19 protein-coding genes are annotated in these 20,978 nt (G+C 43.4%); 4 read left to right on the forward strand and 15 right to left on the reverse strand.

Annotated elements, in window-relative coordinates:
• Positions 1-56: 56 nt before the first annotated feature.
• Positions 57-1,322 carry an HD domain-containing phosphohydrolase gene (locus tag B7360_RS14820; protein ID WP_085343870.1) on the forward strand — a complete coding sequence of 422 codons (1,266 nt, stop codon included), beginning with the start codon at positions 57-59 and terminating at the stop codon, positions 1,320-1,322.
• A gap of 61 nt (positions 1,323-1,383) precedes the next feature.
• Here the strand turns inward: B7360_RS14820 and B7360_RS14825 are convergent, their stop codons facing one another.
• The gene (locus B7360_RS14825; protein WP_005394168.1) at positions 1,384-1,986 is read right to left on the reverse strand and encodes a 2OG-Fe(II) oxygenase; all 603 of its coding nucleotides are present in this window, start codon (positions 1,984-1,986) and stop codon (positions 1,384-1,386) included.
• Positions 1,987-2,146: 160 nt separating this feature from the next.
• Complete coding sequence (locus B7360_RS14830; RefSeq protein WP_085343871.1) at positions 2,147-2,917, reverse strand: TerC family protein; 771 nt, start codon at positions 2,915-2,917, stop codon at positions 2,147-2,149.
• 415 nt (positions 2,918-3,332) lie between these two features.
• Between B7360_RS14830 and B7360_RS14835 the strand changes: the two genes are divergently transcribed.
• Positions 3,333-4,271 (forward strand): LysR family transcriptional regulator, encoded by a 939-nt coding sequence (locus tag B7360_RS14835; protein ID WP_085343872.1) that lies wholly within the window; start codon positions 3,333-3,335, stop codon positions 4,269-4,271.
• A gap of 24 nt (positions 4,272-4,295) precedes the next feature.
• On the opposite strand, the gene B7360_RS14840 is transcribed toward B7360_RS14835, so the two are convergent.
• From B7360_RS14840 to B7360_RS14855, 4 genes are all read right to left on the reverse strand, one after another.
• The gene (locus B7360_RS14840; protein WP_085343873.1) at positions 4,296-5,177 is read right to left on the reverse strand and encodes a YjjW family glycine radical enzyme activase; all 882 of its coding nucleotides are present in this window, start codon (positions 5,175-5,177) and stop codon (positions 4,296-4,298) included.
• Positions 5,178-5,200: 23 nt separating this feature from the next.
• Entirely contained in the window at positions 5,201-6,745 is a 1,545-nt protein-coding gene (locus B7360_RS14845) for a YjjI family glycine radical enzyme (RefSeq protein ID WP_085343874.1), read from the reverse strand.
• A 214-nt stretch (positions 6,746-6,959) separates the two neighbouring features.
• Entirely contained in the window at positions 6,960-7,583 is a 624-nt protein-coding gene (locus tag B7360_RS14850; protein ID WP_085343875.1) for a LysE family translocator, read from the reverse strand.
• Positions 7,584-7,775: 192 nt separating this feature from the next.
• Positions 7,776-8,993: an HD-GYP domain-containing protein gene (locus tag B7360_RS14855; protein WP_005394162.1), complete on the reverse strand. Its 1,218-nt coding sequence runs from the start codon at positions 8,991-8,993 to the stop codon at positions 7,776-7,778.
• 486 nt (positions 8,994-9,479) lie between these two features.
• On the opposite strand from B7360_RS14855, the gene B7360_RS14860 reads away from it, so the two are divergent.
• On the forward strand, positions 9,480-11,183 hold the full coding sequence (locus B7360_RS14860) for a bifunctional diguanylate cyclase/phosphodiesterase (protein ID WP_006741581.1): 1,704 nt from the start codon (positions 9,480-9,482) through the stop codon (positions 11,181-11,183).
• A gap of 128 nt (positions 11,184-11,311) precedes the next feature.
• Here the strand turns inward: B7360_RS14860 and B7360_RS14865 are convergent, their stop codons facing one another.
• From B7360_RS14865 to B7360_RS14885, 5 genes are all read right to left on the reverse strand, one after another.
• Positions 11,312-11,785 (reverse strand): response regulator, encoded by a 474-nt coding sequence (locus B7360_RS14865; RefSeq protein WP_047008729.1) that lies wholly within the window; start codon positions 11,783-11,785, stop codon positions 11,312-11,314.
• A complete protein-coding gene (locus tag B7360_RS14870) occupies positions 11,772-13,109 on the reverse strand; it encodes a sensor histidine kinase (RefSeq protein ID WP_053807362.1) in 1,338 nt (445 codons plus the stop codon). Before B7360_RS14870 ends, B7360_RS14865 begins: the two co-directional genes overlap by 14 nt.
• Positions 13,110-13,112: 3 nt before the next feature.
• Complete coding sequence (locus tag B7360_RS14875) at positions 13,113-14,531, reverse strand: DASS family sodium-coupled anion symporter (protein WP_085343876.1); 1,419 nt, start codon at positions 14,529-14,531, stop codon at positions 13,113-13,115.
• A gap of 240 nt (positions 14,532-14,771) precedes the next feature.
• The gene (locus B7360_RS14880) at positions 14,772-15,248 is read right to left on the reverse strand and encodes a GNAT family N-acetyltransferase (protein ID WP_048626344.1); all 477 of its coding nucleotides are present in this window, start codon (positions 15,246-15,248) and stop codon (positions 14,772-14,774) included.
• A 35-nt stretch (positions 15,249-15,283) separates the two neighbouring features.
• Complete coding sequence (locus B7360_RS14885) at positions 15,284-15,646, reverse strand: hypothetical protein (protein ID WP_046875214.1); 363 nt, start codon at positions 15,644-15,646, stop codon at positions 15,284-15,286.
• A gap of 479 nt (positions 15,647-16,125) precedes the next feature.
• Here B7360_RS14885 and B7360_RS14890 point away from each other — a divergent pair, with 479 nt between their 5' ends.
• On the forward strand, positions 16,126-16,683 hold the full coding sequence (locus B7360_RS14890) for a DUF3750 domain-containing protein (protein ID WP_085343877.1): 558 nt from the start codon (positions 16,126-16,128) through the stop codon (positions 16,681-16,683).
• A 51-nt stretch (positions 16,684-16,734) separates the two neighbouring features.
• Here B7360_RS14890 and B7360_RS14895 read toward each other — a convergent pair whose 3' ends face one another.
• The 4 genes from B7360_RS14895 to B7360_RS14910 all read right to left on the reverse strand — a co-directional run bounded on the left by B7360_RS14895 (position 16,735) and on the right by B7360_RS14910 (position 20,800).
• Positions 16,735-18,312 carry a sensor domain-containing diguanylate cyclase gene (locus tag B7360_RS14895; protein ID WP_085343878.1) on the reverse strand — a complete coding sequence of 526 codons (1,578 nt, stop codon included), beginning with the start codon at positions 18,310-18,312 and terminating at the stop codon, positions 16,735-16,737.
• A gap of 189 nt (positions 18,313-18,501) precedes the next feature.
• Complete coding sequence (locus B7360_RS14900) at positions 18,502-18,978, reverse strand: heme-degrading domain-containing protein (RefSeq protein WP_085343879.1); 477 nt, start codon at positions 18,976-18,978, stop codon at positions 18,502-18,504.
• Complete coding sequence (locus B7360_RS14905) at positions 18,975-20,015, reverse strand: oxidoreductase (protein ID WP_085343880.1); 1,041 nt, start codon at positions 20,013-20,015, stop codon at positions 18,975-18,977. Before B7360_RS14905 ends, B7360_RS14900 begins: the two co-directional genes overlap by 4 nt.
• 11 nt (positions 20,016-20,026) lie before the next feature.
• Positions 20,027-20,800 (reverse strand): DeoR/GlpR family DNA-binding transcription regulator, encoded by a 774-nt coding sequence (locus B7360_RS14910; RefSeq protein WP_085343881.1) that lies wholly within the window; start codon positions 20,798-20,800, stop codon positions 20,027-20,029.
• Positions 20,801-20,978 lie beyond the last annotated feature (178 nt).

The following is a 20,978-nucleotide window of genomic DNA, read 5'->3' on the forward strand; positions in this document are numbered from 1 at the left end:
CTATCACCTTCTGATTTGGGTTTCGTGTGGGCTAATTAGCAATGTCGGTATAAACCATGAATCATTCTTGCCATTCCCATACGGACACGGGCTTTGAAGTCGATCTAAAACAAGCACTTATCTGGGTTGCTCGAGCACTCGATTATGTCGGTGTTGACGATACTCACCACAGCCATCGTGTCGCTTATATCGCTTACCAATGTGCTCGCGTCATGGGTTGGGAGCCAGAAAAAGCGGAGTTTTGTTACTTCGCAGGTATGATCCACGACTGTGGAGTCTCCGAAACACAAGAACATAAAATGTTACTTGAAGAGCTCGTGCCACAAGACGTGAAAACACACTGCTTAAGAGGGTACCGAAGCCTCAAGCAGTGTCGTTTGTTGCGCCAATTTGCGACACCAGTTCTTTACCACCATACACATTGGAGCGAACTAAAAGAGCTCGATTTACCGCCTTTTGAAAAAGAGGTGGCCGCCCTGCTCTACTTATCGGACCGCCTTGATTTTATGCGCTCAAAATACGTCATGAACTGCCACTGTGACATTGTCACGCTTCATGAAGAATTGATTGCTGAGTGCATCATGGCAAACGTTGGAACCTTGTTTAATCCAAGCATGGCCGAAGCAATGGTTAAACTCGTCATGACCGACGCGTTTTGGTTCGCGATGGAGTCGGAAAATATTGAAACCATAGGCCTAAATTTTAAAAGCATTGATTGGCTTCAAAAACAATTAACCATCCAAGATATGAACAGTTTGGGAATGTTTATCGCTCAAATTGTCGATGCAAAGAGCCCGTTCACTTATCAACATTCACAAAAAGTAGCGGAATTATCTCGTTATCTAGCAATTAAGCTTGGGCTAAACGAGCACGACCAAGAAATGTTATATATTGCAGGGCTGGTGCATGATATTGGAAAATTAAAAACGCCAGATGAAATCCTTCACAAAGAAGGCTCTCTAAACAAACAAGAGTACACACGCATTAAACGCCATACCATTGATACTCAGCTCGCATTGCATAAGGTCTTCCCTAACGCGAAAATAGCGGAGTGGGCTTCCAATCATCATGAACGTTTAGACGGGTCGGGCTATCCCTATCACAAAACAGGCGACGAGCTCGATGTACCATCGCGTATTATTGCTGTCGCGGATGTCTTCCAAGCCCTGTCTCAAGATCGCCCTTATCGAGGACGAATGACTCAAACACAGATCGCCGACATTATGGGTGAGCAAATAGCCAAAGAGGAGCTTTGCTCTGACGTTTATGCGGTATTAGAACGAAACATGACAGAATGTTACGAACTCTCAACCGACGTTTAATCAAAACAGGGGCGAACACACGCCCCCTTTTTTAGGATGATAAAACTAGGCCGACAAATAGTTACCTAGCAATATCAAGTAAATTATCTCGCACACCATTGATTCTGAACCAACCAGCGATACTAAAACGCTCGGCATTAGTTGGTAACACCTCATGTGGGAACTGCTCTGATAAGAATACGAACAAACGCCCTGAGCGTGGGGGAATGGTTGCAATTTTATTGTCATTCAAATCGTATACTACTAATTCACCCGCGTCTTCTTCCGTCCAGGATTCGTTCATATAAAAAACGGTCGTCAATCGACGGTTTTCGTTACCTTTGAAGCAATCTAAATGTTTTTGGTAGAAGTCCCCTTTCTCGTACTTGGCAAAATGAGCTTCGTACTCAAAAAGTCCAAGAAACAAGTGACGGTTCACTTCTTGGCGGATCTCTTCCATTTTATCCAAGTAAGAAGCAACAGCATGCCCCATATTTGGCGATAACCATTGAATCTTGTCACTTCGAATAGATTCAATACGAGTCACATCATCGTTACGACCAATACGTGCTTTTTTCCAATTGCTTGGAATGCAATCTCGCAGTTGAGCCACCTCTTGTTCAGAAAGAAAATCATCCCAGATGTAGTAGCCATTGGTTGCTAACGCATCGATCATTTTATTCATTATTTTCGTTCACTCGTGTTAGTTGGGCGCTCTATATAAAAAATCTGCGACACAACAACAAATGCGATTTTTTATCGAGACGACAATGAAGCAAAACGAGAATTAAAATAGACGATACAAGATACAAAAATGCCGCTCATGTGAGCGGCAATGTCGTTTGTTATTGACGAGCTTCTAATCTCGTTGCTCGAATTCGCAACGGACGAAGACGCTTAATGCTAGGACGCTGTTTGTTTTTTAGCTGGATATGACAAAGTTCCAGAATCAAACCAAATGCCATCGCAAAGTACACATAACCTTTATTGATATGAATTGCGAAGCCTTCTGCCATCAATAAGCCACCCAATAAAACCAGGAACAGCAATGCCAACGTTTTAAAGCCGGGATAGCGCGTCACCAGATTATTGATTTTTTCAGCAGTCATTACCATCACGATTGCAGACGAGACAATCGCCGCGACCATAAGCGGGACATCACTTGTCAAACCGACGGCGGTTATCACCGAGTCCATTGAGAATACCGCATCCACAGCAACAATCTGCAGCAGTACTACCGCTAATCCAGTACGAGCATGAGTCGAGTGGCCAGATTCATTGTGATTTAACCAGCTCCACAACTCTTTCAGGCTTTTTGCCAATAAGAATGCACCACCCGCGATCATGATCACGTCTCTTCCGGTAAACGCTTGGTTTGCGACGGAAAACAGTGGTTGAGTCAACTGCATAATCCAAGAGATAGAAAAAACCAATGCAATACGAGCAATAACAGCAAGGCCGATGCCAAGGTTTCTTGCCAGTTTACGTTGGTGCTGTGGCAATCTTTCACATAGGACGGAGATAAAAACGACGTTATCAACGCCTAAGACAACTTCAAGCGCAAACAAAGTGGCAAAAATCGCCCAAGCCTCTGGTTGCATGAAAAGTTCTAACATGAGTACGCCTCCAGTGATGGGAAGACATACGGTGAAGGGTTCTGTCGACTAAAGGGGTCGTCCATTAATTATTTATACCTCTGTTACTTAAGGATCTTGAGTAAATCACCAAACAATCAACAACACAATGGCTATTTTTAATAGGTAATGACGGCTTTTCATTCGTACACAAACTATTCAGCCCTCGCACTAGAAAGATAAATAAAATAGAAATTCTAAAATTGAAGAAAGGAAAACGCCAAAGACCTAACAAATCCAAGAGAGTTCTTTAATCTTACAAAGCTCAAATTATTTTTACGCAACACGTTAAATATATTGAGCTCAAAGCGAAAGATGCTCATTTACGAGATAAACAATAGTAAAAATTTGTTTCATCCTGATATACTGCCAAAAATCATAAGAAACCATGCTATTTATGGACTACATTGCTCTTTCACGCATTAGCCTAAAACATCTCACTGTATTGCATATGTTGTTAACCACTCACAGTGTTACGCTTGCCGCAGAGCGCCTGTGTGTAACACCTTCGAGCGTCAGTAAAACACTTGGGCAATTACGTGAAACGCTGAAAGATGACCTTTTCTATCGCGATGGTACTCGCTTGGTACCAACGGCATTTGCGCTGCACATTGGCCCCTCGATCCATGGCATACTCTCTAGCATGAATGGATTATTACATCAGGGCTCATTTAATCCAGCTTACTATCAGGGCAGTTTCTCATTAGCTATGCGCGAAAGTTCGTTTGAGCTTTTTGCGCCAGTTCTACAGCATTTATCTCAGCAACTCGGCAATCATGCACATTTGAATGTGCATGCAAAAGAGGAAATGAGTTTCGATGCGTTGGTAAGAGGCCAAGTGGACTTTTTGCTGCTTCCACACGATCTTAGTCAGCCGCCCACGCAAAACAAAGACTTGGTATGGCAAACCATTCTGAAAGACGAAATGGTTTGTTTAATGGGACCATCAAATCCACTCTCTAAACAGCCTTTGTCTGTTGAAAGCTACCTCTGTGCAAGACACATTGGGATTCATGATAAAGATCTCTCACAACCTTATTTCGAGCAGAACCTCACACAAAGGCACTCGAAGCGAAATATGGCTATGCGTGTAGCGGATTTTGGTTCAGCTGCGGTGATGTGTCAGCACTCAGATTACTTGTTCACCTGTTCCAAACTTTGGGCAAGGGCGGCCATGCAAGCAAAAGGCTTGGTTGAACAATCCCTTCCATTCGATTATGGACAGGTAGCCTACAGCCTCGTCTGGAACAAAGCGAGCTTGAACGATCCGGCTTTAAAATGGCTACAAAAACAATTGCTCGATGCCTGTGCCATGCTAGACGCGTGCGATACGTGAGTAAGATAACGAATCAAAACTGCATTACGTGAGTACAGTCGGCACTGCGATGGGGTTACTCGCGTAACGTAAAAGTTCTGATTTTAAGCGTTCGATATCATGGCGAGAGCACGCATTCCAAGTTAGCGCCTCCCCCATGACTCCGTGATGTTGAAATGCATTTAAACGGATAAGCACCGATTCAGGTAAAGTACTCAAATAGCGCCCAATCGCTACGATTTCTATATCTAAATCACTTTTCCCTGGAATATGCAGTAACCGAACTTCATACAATTTTTCATGCTTTGTGAGGTACTGAAGCGTTTTGAATACACGATGATTATCACGCCCAGTTAGCCACTGGTGCGTCTCTGTCTGCCACGATTTCAAATCGATCATCGCACCGTCCAGAAAAGGAAGCACACGCTGCCAACCTGTCACTGATAAAGAGCCATTGCTGTCGATGAAACAAGAAAGGTGCTGTAACTCAGGATCTTGCTTGATCCCTTTAAACAGCTCAATAATGAAAGGAAGTTGTAAGGTAGATTCCCCACCGGATACTGTAACACCACTGATGAAAAAGCGATGCTTGCGTATCAAATCGAGCATTGTTACCACAGAGTAGTCAGTAATTTTTGGATTAGATTGGTTCTGACATATCTCTATACAATGATCGCAGTGGGTGCACTCCTCTTTAAGCCAAACAACGTTGTTGTTTTCGTCGAACTTCAGTGCGTCTGCCGGACATTCACTCACACAATCACCACAGTGATTACAATGGTTTATTGTATGAGGGTTATGACAGTTCAAACACTGATAGTTACAACCCTGTAGAAAGATGACTAGACGATTTCCTGGCCCATCAACACAAGAGAAAGGAAGGATACGAGTGACTTTTGCCAAAAGGCTTCCACTTCGTCTAGACATCTTGTTCTTTCCTAAACCGACCTTTACGCCTGCGTGTAGGTCGGTGTCATTTCATGACTCACCACACGTGGTGAGCGATCTAAAATCCCAGTATTTTTTGCCGCCTCTGCTCCCAGAAACGTCGTATTGGTTCTCGAACCTTCTGCATCATATTTTGCGATATCAGAAAGTTTAACCATGTATCCCGTAACGCGAATCAAATCATTTGAGGCCACATTCGCGGTAAACTCACGATAACCAGCATTTAACGCCCCTTTGCACAAATTGAACATCGCTTCTGGGTTTGATTTCACCGTTTCATCAATCGTCAAAATATCGCTGATACCTGCACGATAATACTGGTGATGCTCAGCTGTTGCTTGTACATAAGTGACAGGGTCTGGCTCCGTGCCATAAGGAAGACGCACACCTGGCGTAACGCCAAGATCTAAGCTAATACCACCTTGAGCATGTAAGAGCGCTTTGCCATCCAAACCATATTTCACTGGGGTTGACTCCACTAGTTTCGCCAGTGTGGCTGAAACATCATGAGCAAAGGCATTCGCACGCTCATCTTGTCCGTACTGCCCCGTTTGGCCTTCTTTTTCGAACAGAAGATTCACCGCTTCTGCCATACCATAAATGCCATACATTGGTGCGAAATGGGACTCTTCAATCAACCCTTCTTGCGTCAAAAATCCTTGAAAGAAATTGGACTTTTCATGCAAGTGCGTACTTCTAGCGTCCATCAACTCAACCATTAATTGATGGTATAGAGGTAAAACACTGTTTAAGAAGTCGTTACAATCCGATGCTCGTTCTGCGACTTCTTTTAGGTTCATGCGCACCAGCGTGTTTGAACCACCAGCCAGTGGCAGCGAATTGTAGCAACTTACAATACCAAAACGTGAACCGCTGTAGGCTTTCGAGTGCACAGGGTAATTGGCAATATGAGGCTTACTACACTCGCAAATATTCTGCGTCGCTTGACGAAGTAAATCATCAGGCGTGACCGACTCGTCGTACATGAAAGTAAGATTTGGCGCAATCTGCTTGAGCTCGGCGTCCACCTTTAAAATAGTGCGACAAATAATGTTGTCTGTCGGTCCGACATTCACGTGCATAAACGCATCTGGCAATGTGCGATCCAACATGATCCAAAAATGTTTTAACTTTTTGTAAATTTGATTCTCTGTCAGGTCGCCTATGTAAGGCAATAAGACATCATCCAACTGACCTAAATACACCGGAATATTCGTTACCGATGGAACATGATGGTAAATGATGGTGAGCATATTCAGCGCATCATCGAAATCGGCAGCTGGAAGCAACTCTAGATACTCAGAGCCTTGCGATAGGAACTTAGCGTAATCAGGCAGCACATAGCGTGGTTTGAAAGGTGCATGGCCTTCAAACATATCACAGATGATTCCTTCATCCATTGCTTGTCTTAGCGATGGGGAAATCGACATGTAAGGAATACATGCTTCCGCCTCCAAGGCCAAAAAGTTCGACTTTTGTTTTGGAGAAAGACGAACATCAGTCGCAATGTCTAGAAAACGTTGTTGTAGTTCAGAAAGGCTTTTCATCTGAGATGTCCCTGAAAAAGTAACCACAAACCCACAAGATAAAACATGGATTCTACCCCTAAAGAGTAACGTGATTTTACTCCGGCTTACCTGTTGCCACTAATGAAAATAAACAAAACGTCTATTTCCATAATGGAAATAAGCTAACGCTAAATTAGGTTATTGCAACTTACGCTATTGAAATAACCCAACCATGCACCGAACACGCGCTTTCTCATCGGTTTGCCGTCGACAACATGACGCCCGCGCTAATAAATACTCCGCCAGTCAGGCGATTGAACAACTTGGCTCTTCCAGCGACAAACAGCCAGTCTGAAGCTTTTACACCTAATAATGCATAAAATGTTAGCCAACTTAGCTCAAACACCACAAATGTAGATGCAAAAATCGCGTATTGAGCCAACAAAGGCGCAGAGGGATCAATGAACTGAGGAAACAAAGCGGTAAAAAAGACAATCGCTTTCGGGTTACTAGCGCCAACAATAAAACCACTGGTGAACGCGCTGAGCGCATTCGAGGAGCTTTGGACGGCTGCCGTTTTGTCAAAATCCGTTTGAGAAGAGCGCAGCGCTTGAATGCCTAACCAGATTAAATAAGCGGCACCACACCATTTGATGATATTGAAGACCAGCTCAGATGAGGCAATCACAACCCCTAACCCGGTAAAAGAAAGCGTTAATATAATAGTGATCGCTGATAAACTGCCTAGCGCAGTCATGAGGGCAATACGAAACCCACTACTCACACCTTTACTTAAACACAGCAATGAGCTTGGCCCAGGCGATGCAGTGAGCACCAAAATGGCCAGGGTGTAAAAAATCCATGTATCAATTTGCATTGGCATCCCTTTCCGCAAAAAGTTGAGGGTTATATCTCAATCTTTATTGAGATATTCCTAGCTCAGTTTCCATCCATGAAACTCGATTCTTTAATAACCACCTAGTCCCTACATAATTTAGAAACCATTAATAGATAGTTATGCAATCAAAATACGCTCTGCATGCAAGGTTGTAAAGCATGTTTATTTTTCTTAATCATAAAAAGGCTTGGGATCGATTTCTAACGATGACGGAGCGACTGCTCTTTCTATTTTGTGTAGGCTATTTTTCAAATCGACCATCGCCACATCGATATAACGCTGATATTTGCGTGAGTAAAAACACTTCACTTCTGGCTTTAAAGCTTGAGAGTCATTTGAGGACCAAACAATACCAACACGCCCATCACTCAACTCAACAATAGAGCCCACTGGGTACATCCCAACGCAATTAATGAACTTGTAGACTAGGTCTGCATCTAAATGAAATGGCGTTAAACTCAACAAGATTTTAAACGCTTCTGCTGAGCTCATGCCTTTTTTGTAGCAGCGATCGGCCGTCAACGCATCGTAAATATCAACAATACAACTCATGCGGCCGTGAATCGGAATCTCATCGCCTTTCAAGCCTCTAGGGTAGCCATTGCCATCTAACTTCTCATGATGCATCAAACAGACATCGCGACTCACATCACTAAGGCCCTTTACATGGAGGATAATTTCACCAGCGAACACTTGATGTAGCTTCATGTGTTCAAACTCTTCAGGCGTTAACTTTGCTGGTTTATGCAAAATCTTGTCATCAACTTTAATTTTACCTACATCATGAATGATGCCACCAATAGCGAGCTGCTTTAATGTCTGCTTATCTAACCCCAAGTACTTACCAAATGACACTAGAAGACAAGCCACATTGACGGAGTGTTCCAACAAGTAGGAGTCTTTTTTTCGGAGTGCAGAAACACATTGCAACGCATCTGAGTCGATAAAAACGCTTTCAATGACATCATCGGCCCAAGCTTCTACCTCATCAACTTCAATGATTTTGCCTTCAAAAGTTTGATTCAATAGTTTCTGCGCCAGATCTTTTGCTTCCGCAATTAGCTTTTTGGCTCGTTTATGTTGAACATCTCTCGAGCGATAGGCGCGTTGAACCTTCGAAAAGTCAGAGGACTTGGGCTCTCGCTCCTCTTCTACGGCAACAATGGATTCATCCACAGGCTTAAAGACACACTTCTGAGAAGATAATGTTTGATCTACCCAAACATACTTCACGCCGCTCGCGGTAAGCTTCTTAATGCCCTCTGGACTAGATATCCGCCCTGCATTGGCTAAATTTACGCGCTTGTTGTGCTCTATCGCGGTAACAAACATACCAACGCCGACATCAGCGAGCGCAATTTTGATTGAATTTTTTGGATCGTACTGCATAAAAAGAAAGCTTACTCGATATTAACGGCAGTATTATAAGAGATTTGATTAATTGGCGTGATAATAAATTAGAATTGATTACTATTAATGAGCATCCTGTCAATTAATAACCCATCGCGATCACCAAGCCCTTTTTGTTAATATGGTCTTTAGCCTAGCAAATATACAGATATGACACTCAAGAGCAGAACCTCTAACCGACACGTCTTAAAATAACTTGAGGATAATTATTCATAAATATTTATAGATTGCGGACAGCATCAATAACTGTATTTTATAAATGATTTTTACTGTTGACTATTTTTTATAAATGTCGATGATTAGCCGCCTAATCTTAGTATGTTATTAACCTAGTAGCGCATAAAATGATAGCCAAACAATTTGAACTGATACTTTTGTGATTGTAATGTACGCCAACAGATCAACTCTATGTTATCAACCCCCCACACTCATCTCTGATGCTAACACGCTCGAGGAGGAAATATCTTGACCACCATATTTGACCAACAAGCCTCAGATAGTGACCGAGAGTTCCTGAAAATCGTTGAAGAACGATTCATTCATATCTTCGACGTATTTAACGAAGGCCTCTTCTACATGGATGAGTTTGGTACCATGGTATTTTACAACAAAGGCTTCTATGAACAGCTCGGTATTAACGCTGGCCGAATCAGTTTAGAGCAGTGGTTAGAACTTGTTCATCCTCTTGATCGAGAAAGGCTGTCCACAAGGGTCGATGCGCACATCACGACCAACAATACGAGGGTTACAACCACTTACCGAGTTCGTAAACCCAATGGACAATACGTCTGGATAGAAGGCGTAGCCATGACCAAAGAAACAGAACATGGCCATTACATGGTTGGCAGCCATCGCGATATTTCTGAGCGTAAGCTGATGGAAAGTTACATCCATCAAGTTGCATTTCATGACAACGCGTCAGGCATGGCTAACCGCGCCCATCTATTGCTGGATATCGAGGACAGTGTACGTACCACCGATTCTTGCGCGTCTATTTGTTATATTCAGATCGAAGACATCAAATCTTACTTGAATCAATATGGCAGTGAACTGGTCGATGGGTTAGTAGAGAAGTTGCTACAAACTCTCAGTCACTTGCCCTCTCCAAACAGCTCGGTGTATCGCGTGCATGATGATGACTTTGCGATTTTGATTCACGATGAGTGCTCAATAGAAGCGCTACAGAGTTACGCTGAAAGTTTAAAACAAACCTACCATGAAGCGGTGATTGAAGAAGGCCAATACCTAGGTAGCAACATTAGCATTGGTTTGTATCCTTGTATTGACCCTAGTCACTCCGCAGAGGAAATTTTACGTAAAGCGGCAAGAACTTGTCAGTACGCGAGCGAACAAAATAGAGACCGCGTCGCGGTCTACAGTGAGAAGACGCAGCATGCCGTTGATCGCTACTTCTTTATTGAGCAAGGTCTTAAAAGTGCGCTAGAAAAACAGACATTAAGTGTTAAGTTCCAGCCAATTATTGACGCCAAAAGCTCAAAAGTGGTGAGCTTCGAATCACTAGTGCGCTGGCGTAGCAAAGAGTTTGGCGAAATTTATCCCGACGAGTTTATCCCTGTAGCAGAGAACAAAGGATTGATCGTCGAACTGGGATATCAAGTATTTGCCAAAGCGTGTGAATTCATCAAAAACTACCGTGAACGTTACCAAAACCAAGTTCGTGTTAACGTGAACGTTTCTGTACTTCAGTTGATGAACAGCGAATTCCCTACGCGAATTAAAGCCATGGCGGATGAAGCAGGCGTTGACCCCGAGTCTATTGTTTTGGAACTGACAGAAACGTTTATTTTGGATAATAACCAGACGGCTATTGCCCCCCTAAGCACGCTCAGGGAGTTAGGTTTTGCACTCTCGCTCGATGACTTTGGCTCTGGTTACAGTTCATTAAATAGCTTCTTCGACTTGCCGATGACACAAATCAAAATTGATAAGTCGATGGCATGGAAGACACTGACCAATCGCTCTTCTCAAGAGTATTTGAAGTTTCTTATCACTATGTGTCAGGAAAATAATATTGAAGTGGTGATAGAAGGCATCGAAGACGCAAAAATGTGTGACTTCTTTTCCGAGATGGGCGTCGATTATTTGCAAGGTTATTGGTTCTCTAAACCACTCTCTGTTGCCAGTGCCAGTCGCTATTCATTGAGCTAAACCGTTCTTCGGCGAAATAATCCCAGAATTAACGCTATTCCGCACGGCCACGTTAAGCATGCTGAACTACTCACAGTAAATTTCAGACACTAACTGGCCGTGACGAAAACAACCTTAGAGAGCCTTGATTAACGTAGGCGCTCAAAAACAACACTCTGATCTAAGTGTTCGTGATATTGAGTGTAATCTAAGCCCATATCAAAGATATATTGAGTCACCAAGTTTCTAACGCACTCAATCAATTGGCTCGCTTGCCATGGCTTCTCAAAGTAGCGATCAATACCTGCGGAGTTAATTGCATTAATGGTATCCGTGTGCGTCGCCTGCCCCGTCAGAAGCACTTTACGTGTGCGAACAAAACGACTGTCTTGTGATACCTCTGTCAGTAGTTCCACTCCTGTTTTACCTGGCATGACATGATCGGAAATTATTAATGCGATCATCTCGCCTTCTGCATCAAGCTCATCCATCAGTTCTAGAACCTCACCTGCGGATTCGCAGTCTTCGATATTCAACCACTGATGTAACGGCTCTAAATCTTGTAGAACCGCGCTTAATACCTCTCGTTGGTCATCAACGCAAATTACATTAAGCTTCTCCATGTTCACCCTCTACTGGTAACTTGATTCTAAAAATTGTTTTTTCACTGTCGCTCTTTACCACAATAGAGCCGTTATATCCGGCGATAATGCGTTTCACAATCGACAGCCCTAATCCTAAACCAAACGACAACCCACCCTTTTTAGTGGTGAAGTTTGGCCGGAAAATTTTTCTGCGTGTCGCTTCATCGATTTCTGGTCCGTTGTTAGCAATCGTGACCAAAATTTTCCCCTTACTCTCTCGAGTATGTATTTCGATCCCCGGATCTTCGGTTTGACCAAGTGCATCACACGCATTCTTTAAAATATTGACCCAAACTTGGACGAGTTCGGTTTGAGAGCCGACAAAGTCCGGCAAGTCCGCTGGGCTAAAACGTACGCTCACGCGTCTTAAGTCACTTTGCAATAGGGCCAGCGCTCGATTGATTGAGTCATTAATATTAAACGCTTCATCCAGGTCGATATCCGTACGCCCCAATTGTTTCACTGAACGTACAATGCCAACAGTATGTTTAGAGGCAATACGCAAATCATGAAGGTCTCGCCCCATTTGCCAGAAACGTATCGCTTCTTCGGGTCTTTTTAACCAATGCTCCGACAGGAAATTATTTGGAACGGCACGTGCGAGATCACGTGCGAGATCCTTAGGTAAACCGTAATATTTTTCGAAGTGACGCCCCCGCTTTCTCGCTTCGCTGGAAGAGACTTTCTGTCCTTGCATCAAACCAAAATCAAAAAACTGACTCGCTTCCGGATGAACTTCTTCAAGCAATTCCATGATGACCGACTCGAGTCGCTCAGATTTACTGCTTACCACACCAATAGCATTGTTCAACTCATGAGCAATACCCGCGGCAAGTTGCCCTAACGTTGTCATTTGCTCTGCGGTATGCAGCTTTTGTAACGCTTTTTCTTTAGCCAAGGCCTCTTGCATTGCACGCCGTTGACGCCGAGATAACTCGTTCACCATCACAGGCATAAATTGTGTCGTCAATGGTCCGTATGTCGCCTCTTCCACCGCGGGCGTATCACGCTGTATCCAAGCCAGTTCAACGTCGGTTTGAGCAATCACTGTCGAAGAGGCAGTCCATGTACCAGAAAAGAAACTATGTACGCCAATAAACGCACCTTGAGACGCAGAAAATACCTGAATTGGCTTCTTGTCGTCTTCCGCATAATAGCCAGCCAACTCTCCTGAAAGCACGTAGTACAACCGATCGTTGTAGCCAGCTTGCTCGATCAGTACCGATCCGGATAGGACCGTTAATCGGCGTTCAAGATGGTTAAAATAGCGTTGTACTAACGCATCTAGTTTCGTTTCGTACATGGGTTACCCAATATGCCCAACGGTATGTAAAATCCAAACCATAACAAAACTAAGTAATACACCAATCACGCCCAGCACTGCACCGATACGAGCCATTTGGCTGCTTTCGACATGCCCAGTAGCATGAGCTAACGCGTTTGGTGGCGTACTGATTGGTAACGACATACCGAGTGAAGCAGCAAATGTCACGACTAAGATCAGCGTCACTTCTCCACCCAATGGCGTTAACGAAGTCATCGAGGTACCTAGCGCAGCCATAATCGGCATAAGTAAGTTTGCAGTGGCCGTATGCGACATAAAGTTTGCCATTAACAAGCACAAGAACGCCGCACCAAGCAAGACCACATATGGCGAGAACTGATCAAACGGAATACTGTGTACCACCAGCTTCGCAAGCCCTGTTTTATCCAGAGCAAGACCCAGAGCGATACCACCTGACACCAACCAAAGCACGTCCCAAGAAATTTTCTTCAAATCTTCCTTGTTGATAATGCCCGTCAATGAGAATACCGCGACCGGAATTAATGCCACTGTGTAAGAGTTCATTCCATGTGCTGAACCCATCAACCAGAGAATAATCGTACCTGCGAAGGTGACATAGACAATCATCGCTTTTGGTGTTTTCAAAAACTTGCTCTTAATATTCAGATCGATGGTGGTTTGCTCGGCTTTATATAAAAAGCCAATCAGAAACCACGCTAGCGCCATCATCACAATGACGAATGGCACGCCAAATACCATCCATTCACCAAACGTAATTAAGTTGTCACCAACCAAATATTTCAGCGCGATAGCATTCGGGGGCGTGCCGATTGGTGTACCAATACCACCAATGTTGGCAGCAACAGGAATACACAAGGCAAATGCAATTCGACCGGGATCTTTAGGTCCAAATACCGCAATCACAGGGGTTAGAATCGACAACATCATCGCTGTTGTTGCGGTGTTTGACATAAACATGGAAAAGACAGCGGTGATCAACATCAAACCCAACATAACGAACTTTGGGTTTTGCCCAAATGGTTTTAGCAACACGCGCGCTAAGTTGACATCCAGTCTGTACTTTGTCGCCGCCATAGCTAAGAAGAACCCGCCGAGGAACAGCATAATAATCGGGCTAGCGAAAGTCGCCATTATCTCGTTATATTGCAACAGCTCACCAAAATGTGGCTGCCCTTCTTGCAAGCGAAAAAGTACGATGCTTTTATTCGAAACAAGCAATAATTCGAGCACAATGATAACGACCGAAGTCGCGTAGATTGGAATAGGTTCAAACACCCAGCAGAGTGCAGCAAGCAAGAAGATTGCGATCACTCTCTGCTGGACGATAGTAATGCCATCAAATGGGAATGCAGAGAGGGGCATTAACCAAATAAGCAATGGTATCAATGTTGGAATAATGTATTTGAGATAAGGGCGCATAGTACTACTTCTCTTCCTGAGATGGTTAGCCAGACACGTTTGGCGTTTGGAACGCCATTACCCACCGCAATACCGAGGCTTTTAGGCTCTGACTAAGCCTTCAGAGACGAAAAATGCAGTAATGGCTTGTTCCAGAGAAGATTATGCACACTGTTTTCAAACAAAACTTTGGTGCGAGATCAATGAACTTGTTTTCACATTGGAAAACATTTTATATCTGTGTTCAAGCTCACTAAATGCTCACGATTTCAGTGAAATATACTTTTCCATCATAAAGTTAGTTAAGGTTTCTCCCCTAACTTCAGCACGTTGCTGAACCTTAACTGTGAACCCCATTTTCTCGTAGAAAGGTCGTGCAGTGATACTCACCTCAGAGTACAGTCGCTCTATCCCCTGTACTTTCGCCTGTGAAAATAGAAAAGACATCAAATCACGACCAATACCTTGGCCTTGATATTCATGGTGACAAAAGAAATGGTCAATCAAGCCGTCACTTTGCAAATCACAATAGCCAACGACCTGCCCTTCTATTTCCGCGATATAGGGTTGAATAGCATCCATTGTGCGTTGCCATGAATTGAGATCAAAATCTGATGGGGCCCAAGCTGAAACTTGTGATTCGGTATAATCGCGACGATTAATGACTCGTACAGTGTGGTAAAAAAGTGTCCACAATATTGGAGCATCCTCTGTGCGATAGCGGCGTATTGAGAGCATCGGTTCAACCATTCCTATTCGATAAATACCAAGTATTAACGCAAAGTAATACTGGTGAATTCATCATTTTCAATACCAACCACTAAAGGCTTTTCAAGCTGATCGCTGTTCATCAATACGGTGGTATTCAGCTCTCGACTTGATCTGCGTATTTTGCTTTTTCTGATGATATGTATATTAACAATGTAATCGGAATATTCCTTCGTGACTCCTCCAGAAAACTCCACATGTTCACTTTCATTATCTTGGACCACATGAAATTTTCGATTTGCTTGAATATCAGCGCTGAGTGAAGAGTCACCATAGTTAAGTACAACGGACGTTGGTTCACTATCTTGATTGGCAAAACAGCCAAATGCGAAGGTGCATAATGCAAGTATACTTTTTGATTTAAACATTGGTTATTCAATTTCTAGTTATTTTTCTGCCATTTGCATTACCAAACAGCACTCTCAATAATCGCCCATTGTGCCACAGGTGTACGCAAGTCTCTAAATACAGTAAAAGGATGTACGATGAAATTCCGCTAAAAATGGGGGAATCACAATGCAGTTGAGGATAAACCAGCCTATTTAATCGCCCCCAATAACACCCAAGCAATTGTTTTTATTTAATTTTAAATTACTAAATAGTGTAAGCAATATACGTACAAGCTCTTACTTTTTCATACGCAACTAAGCAAGTTAATAGAGAAAGACAATATTTTCTATGCCACATGTTACAAATCTGCTTACCTCATTATTACGTATGATCCGATATTGTGGCGCTAGCCTTCCCTTCTTTTTAACGAAGGGAAGATTTAACAATAAGGCTTGCACCTATTTTATAGCTAAAATCAATAAAGCATTTCCAACATCGGTTGGTCTAGGAGCGATCAATGAAAAACTCTCTCAGTTTTACTCATCTATTAAAAGTTGGCTTGATATCAATCGCAGCTTTCATGGGTGGATGCACTCAAGGAGATTGGCGTACCGCAAGCAGAGAACCTGCCGGTATCGCGCCAGACCCTTCCAATGTGAAACATGCCGTAATTGAGTTTTATGCCGCAGATGCATTTGGTTGGCGAGGCTGGTTTGCGGTGCACACTTGGTTTGCGATAAAGCCTGAAAATGCGAACGAATATACCGTGTATGAAGTGGTCGGGTGGCGCGTGAATCGTGGACAACCCGCTCTGTATCAATACCAAACGGGCACACCAGATCGCTACTGGTATGGTGCGAAGCCAGAAAAAATACTCTCAATACAAGGTGAAAAAGCCGATAAACTTATCCCAAAAATACAAAGCGTTATCAACCAATACCCTTGGGCTGAAGAATACACGTTGTTTCCAGGACCAAATAGCAATACATTCCCGGCTTGGGTGGGCAAGCAAATTCCGGAGTTAGAACTCGACTTGCCATTTAGAGCAATTGGTAGCGGCTACGCCAACGAGTAAAACAAAAGCTTGGTAACTGGCGCGTTTTACGTTCAGCGCATAGCACTATACCTATTGTGCGTCTTCACCTAACTCGGTTCTGTTTCTTCCATTGCGCTTTGCTTTATACAGAGCGTTGTCAGCGTCTTTCATTACCGCTTCAATTGGCATATCGTTGCCTTTCCAGTGAGAAACTCCAAGTGATACCGTTACCTTACCAACGACCAGGAAATCGTGTTTTTCTACGTTATGCCTAATCCGCTCTGCGACATCAACCGCGTGATGAACATCCGTCGCTTCAAGGAACATCATGAACTCTTCCCCACCGGAACGGCAAAGATGATCATTCGCTCGGGCTTGCTCTTTCATCAACTGAGCGAATTCTTTGAGTAGATTGTCACCCACATCATGACCATAGTTATCATTGACGCTCTTAAAATGATCAATATCCAAAGCTAAAATAGAAAAAGCGGTGTTTTCTTGCTTAAACAAGCCTAGAACTTTGTCTAAGCCGCGTCGATTTAACAACCCAGTCATCGCGTCTGTTAGCGTATCCAGTTGCAGCTTATCAATGGTTTTTGAAACGATACCAAACGCTTTGAGGAAACTGAGCTTCAAATGTGAGGCCTCAAAATACCAAGACTTAACCAGCTTCAAATCATCGATGGATGAAGAGTGTTCTTCCACTCCTCGAACAGCGCCAGCCAGTTGCCATAATGGTCTTGAAATAAGTAGAGAGAAGAACCAGATTAACAGCAGAGTTAATAAACCAATTGGAATCGATTTGAAAAATACACTCCACATCTGCTCATCTAGCACCATTAACGTCATTGATTTCGGGCGCTGAGCGACAATTCCCCACCCTGATGATTCAACTGGTGCATACCCTGCAAGCATTTCAACACCGCGAGAGTTCACAATTTCTTTGTTACCACGCTGACCCATTGTCACGGCGTTAATTGCCATATTATCGTTGATCACTTCGCCAACCCGCGATTTATCTGGGTGGTAGATCAGCGTATTGCTTTCGTCCACAACGTAAAGGAAAGAGCCATCTTTGTAAGCATGCTGGCTAAGTAATTCCGCAAGAATATTGTCCTTCTCTAAATAGATAGTACCGCCGATATAGCCTAAATATTCATTGGAGTGAGAAAATATAGGGTATGAGATCGTTAACAGATAATTACCTGCGGGTGAGATGAATGGCTCAGTGACAACGGGCGCTTGAGCATTTAAAGATTGACGTTTTCTTTCACCAACGAGCTTTACACCTTTCACCTGAAGTGTCTCTGGTGATACAGAAATAATGACGCCTTTCGCATTAACGACAACCACAGAGTTGAATGATTTGGTTTGCTTTCTCAGCCTCTCCGCCTCTTCGTCAAGAAACTGAGCATCGTGCATCTTATCTTGTAGCAAGTTCGCACTGTATTTTAGCTGCGACATTGAGCTTTCTATGAAAGAGTCCGTCATTTCTGACATTTTTTGCGCATAAACGCGGTTGGACTCTAACGTGTTATTGATGATGAGATCTCGTTGCACTCGATAGATCGAATAAAACGCATTGATCAAAGTGACAAGCACACTGAAAACACACAGGATTACAATAAGGTTTCTAAGATTAAGTTTTTCTTTTCTTCTAAAGGACATTTGCCAACTGCCAGCTTCGATGGCTTTTTGTATGAATGAGCGTATAGGTTATATGAAATTGATTTAATTTTCAGGTAGGAAGTTGGGAGCAGTGTTAAATATTTTCTCACATAATAGAACACAAAATGAGCTAATAAGAGAATTCAGTGACACAAAATAAATGCCGTGCCACTGTAATATCGCACAACTTTAAGCAAGCTCTGTGCTGGTCATTACCATTGTCTTTAATACATCGACAACAAGCTGATGATCATCTAACTGCGGTAAACCCGATACCGTGACAACACCAATTAAACCAGAACCCAAGATTCGAATTGGGAACGCGCCGCCATGAGCACAATACTCACGCGCATCGAGATGTGGCTGATTTTCAAAATCACGCTGCTTTTGCTTATTGTACAGCGAGAGGTAGTAAGAGCTGTGACCATATCTCAATACTGAGTTTCGCTTTCTACGAACCCAATCCAAATGGTCAGCGCACGTTCCTGTCATCGCGTATTGAAATAACGTTTGTCCAAAACCGTAGACCTCAATAGCCACAGCCGCGTCACAGGCTTCCGCCGCTTCTTTTAAAGCTAAACCAATAGACCACGCAACTTGGTGGTTAAACTCTTTCAATTGAAGCTCATGCTCTTGTTGAGCGACGAGCTCAAGCGTTAAGCTCATGATTTCACCTGAATCGTTTTTCCCGTTTTGCTGCTTTCCAATGCCATCTCAATCAGAGCGATATTCTGTACTGCTTGAACGGCAGGAACCGGGTTATCAGTACCCAAACGAATGGCATCTGCTACACCAACAAAATAAGCTTGATACGCACCTCTCTCCGTTTTGATGGTTTGCGCACCGTCTTCGTCGTAGCGGACACCGTATAACGCCTCGTCCTCTTCCGACCAAGCATCGTTCTCCGGTAATCGGCCTTCTTTTAAGTAACCTTCTTGAGGATCTAATCCGAACTTTTCATATTTAGCCTCAGTACCCAATACTTTATAACGCAGGTTTGGTTCTGGGCTGTATAAGTTTGAATGTAAATGCACAATATGGTCTGGGTAATGAAGCACTAAGTTGTAGTAATCAATCGTCGTCGCGCCCGGACGCATCATTCGACACTGTGCGTCTATCGCATCTGGCAAACCAAATAACACCAAGGCCTGATCGAGAAGATGGGGAGCAAGATCGAATAAAATACCACCGCCATCTTGAGCCTGCTCTCGCCAGCGTTGACGAACTTCAGGACGGTAGCGATCAAAGTGCGACTCAAACAACCTCACACCACCTAACTTACCTTGTTCGATAAGCGATTTAACGGTGAGAAAGTCGCCGTCCCAACGCCTATTATGAAAAACGCTCAGAACCAATCCTTTTTCTTCTGCTAAGGCGATCAACTCATTCCCATCTTCTATGCGCGTTACAAACGGTTTTTCAACAATGACATGTTTCCCATTGTTCAACGCGCGCTTTGCGAGCTCGTAGTGCACGTCATTTGGCGCAGTGATGATCACAAGCTCAGCGTCACTGTCATCGAGTAAAGTATTGGCATCAGCAAACCACTGAGCATCTGGCCAATCATTTTGGACCGCTTCCTGTTGACGAGAACTTATTGCGCTCAACGTCAAGTTTGGCAGTGCTTTAATGAAGGGTAAGTGGAAAGTTTTTGCTGAATATCCGTAACCAATCACGGCGGTCTTTACGGGATCGTAAGCCATACTAAGATTCCTTATTTCGGTGAAACAACAATACATTCAATATCATTGTGGTCGAGAAGTTGTTGAAAATCTGATTGAGGAGCATGATCGGTAATAACGATGTCGATCTTTGACAAATCACATACATGGTGAAAATTGTCGCTTCCAATTTTGCGGGATTCACAAACGACAATGACTTGTTGAGCTTGCTCTATCATAGTTTGTTTCATGGTTGCTTCTAGCTCATTATTTGTCGTCAACCCTCGGGATGACAACGCGCACACACCAATAAACGCCTTATTCACATGATATTGCTTCATTTGCTGTTCTGCTTGTGCACCCAAGATCGCTCTGGCGTAGGGGTCAAAGTGTCCACCTAAGAAATGGACGTCCATTGATTCACTTTTTTCAGCAGCGAGCAGTACGTCAATACTGTTGGTGACCACGTTGAGCTTATCTTCTTCACAGCGTGCTTTTTCTACGTAAAGTGGGAGCAGAGATAAGATAGTACTGGTATCAATAACAAGGTGGTCACGCTCATCCAAAAGCTTAGCGGCCGCTTTAGCGAGGCGATGCTTAGTGTCACTAATTGGTCGATTAGAGTACGCCTCTGTAGAGGAAGATATCGGGGCAAGCATAACGCCACCTCGGATTCTTTGTAATCCCGGTAGTTGGCTCAACTTGACTAAGTCTCGACGCGCTGAATCTCGCGAAATGCCAAAATACTCGCAAACTTCCGATAACGTTATTTTGTTTTGTAGCTCTAGCTTGGCTCTGAGTTCTATCAATCGCTCTTCTTGCGTCATTACTTAAATTCACTTAAGTGGTTTTAAGCAATGATGCCACACAGCAATCAAATAACCAATACGGACGCACGCAATATTTGCTTATGCTGATACCAAACAGAATTGTTAAGTTGAGGAGATGAAGAGCGTTTTGCTCATCACCCCCTATCACAAAATGTTTGGTGTAGTGTTTACGTTG

It is taken from the genome of Vibrio sp. ArtGut-C1, assembly GCF_002105475.1.
Classification (GTDB): Bacteria; Pseudomonadota; Gammaproteobacteria; order Enterobacterales; family Vibrionaceae; genus Vibrio; species Vibrio diabolicus.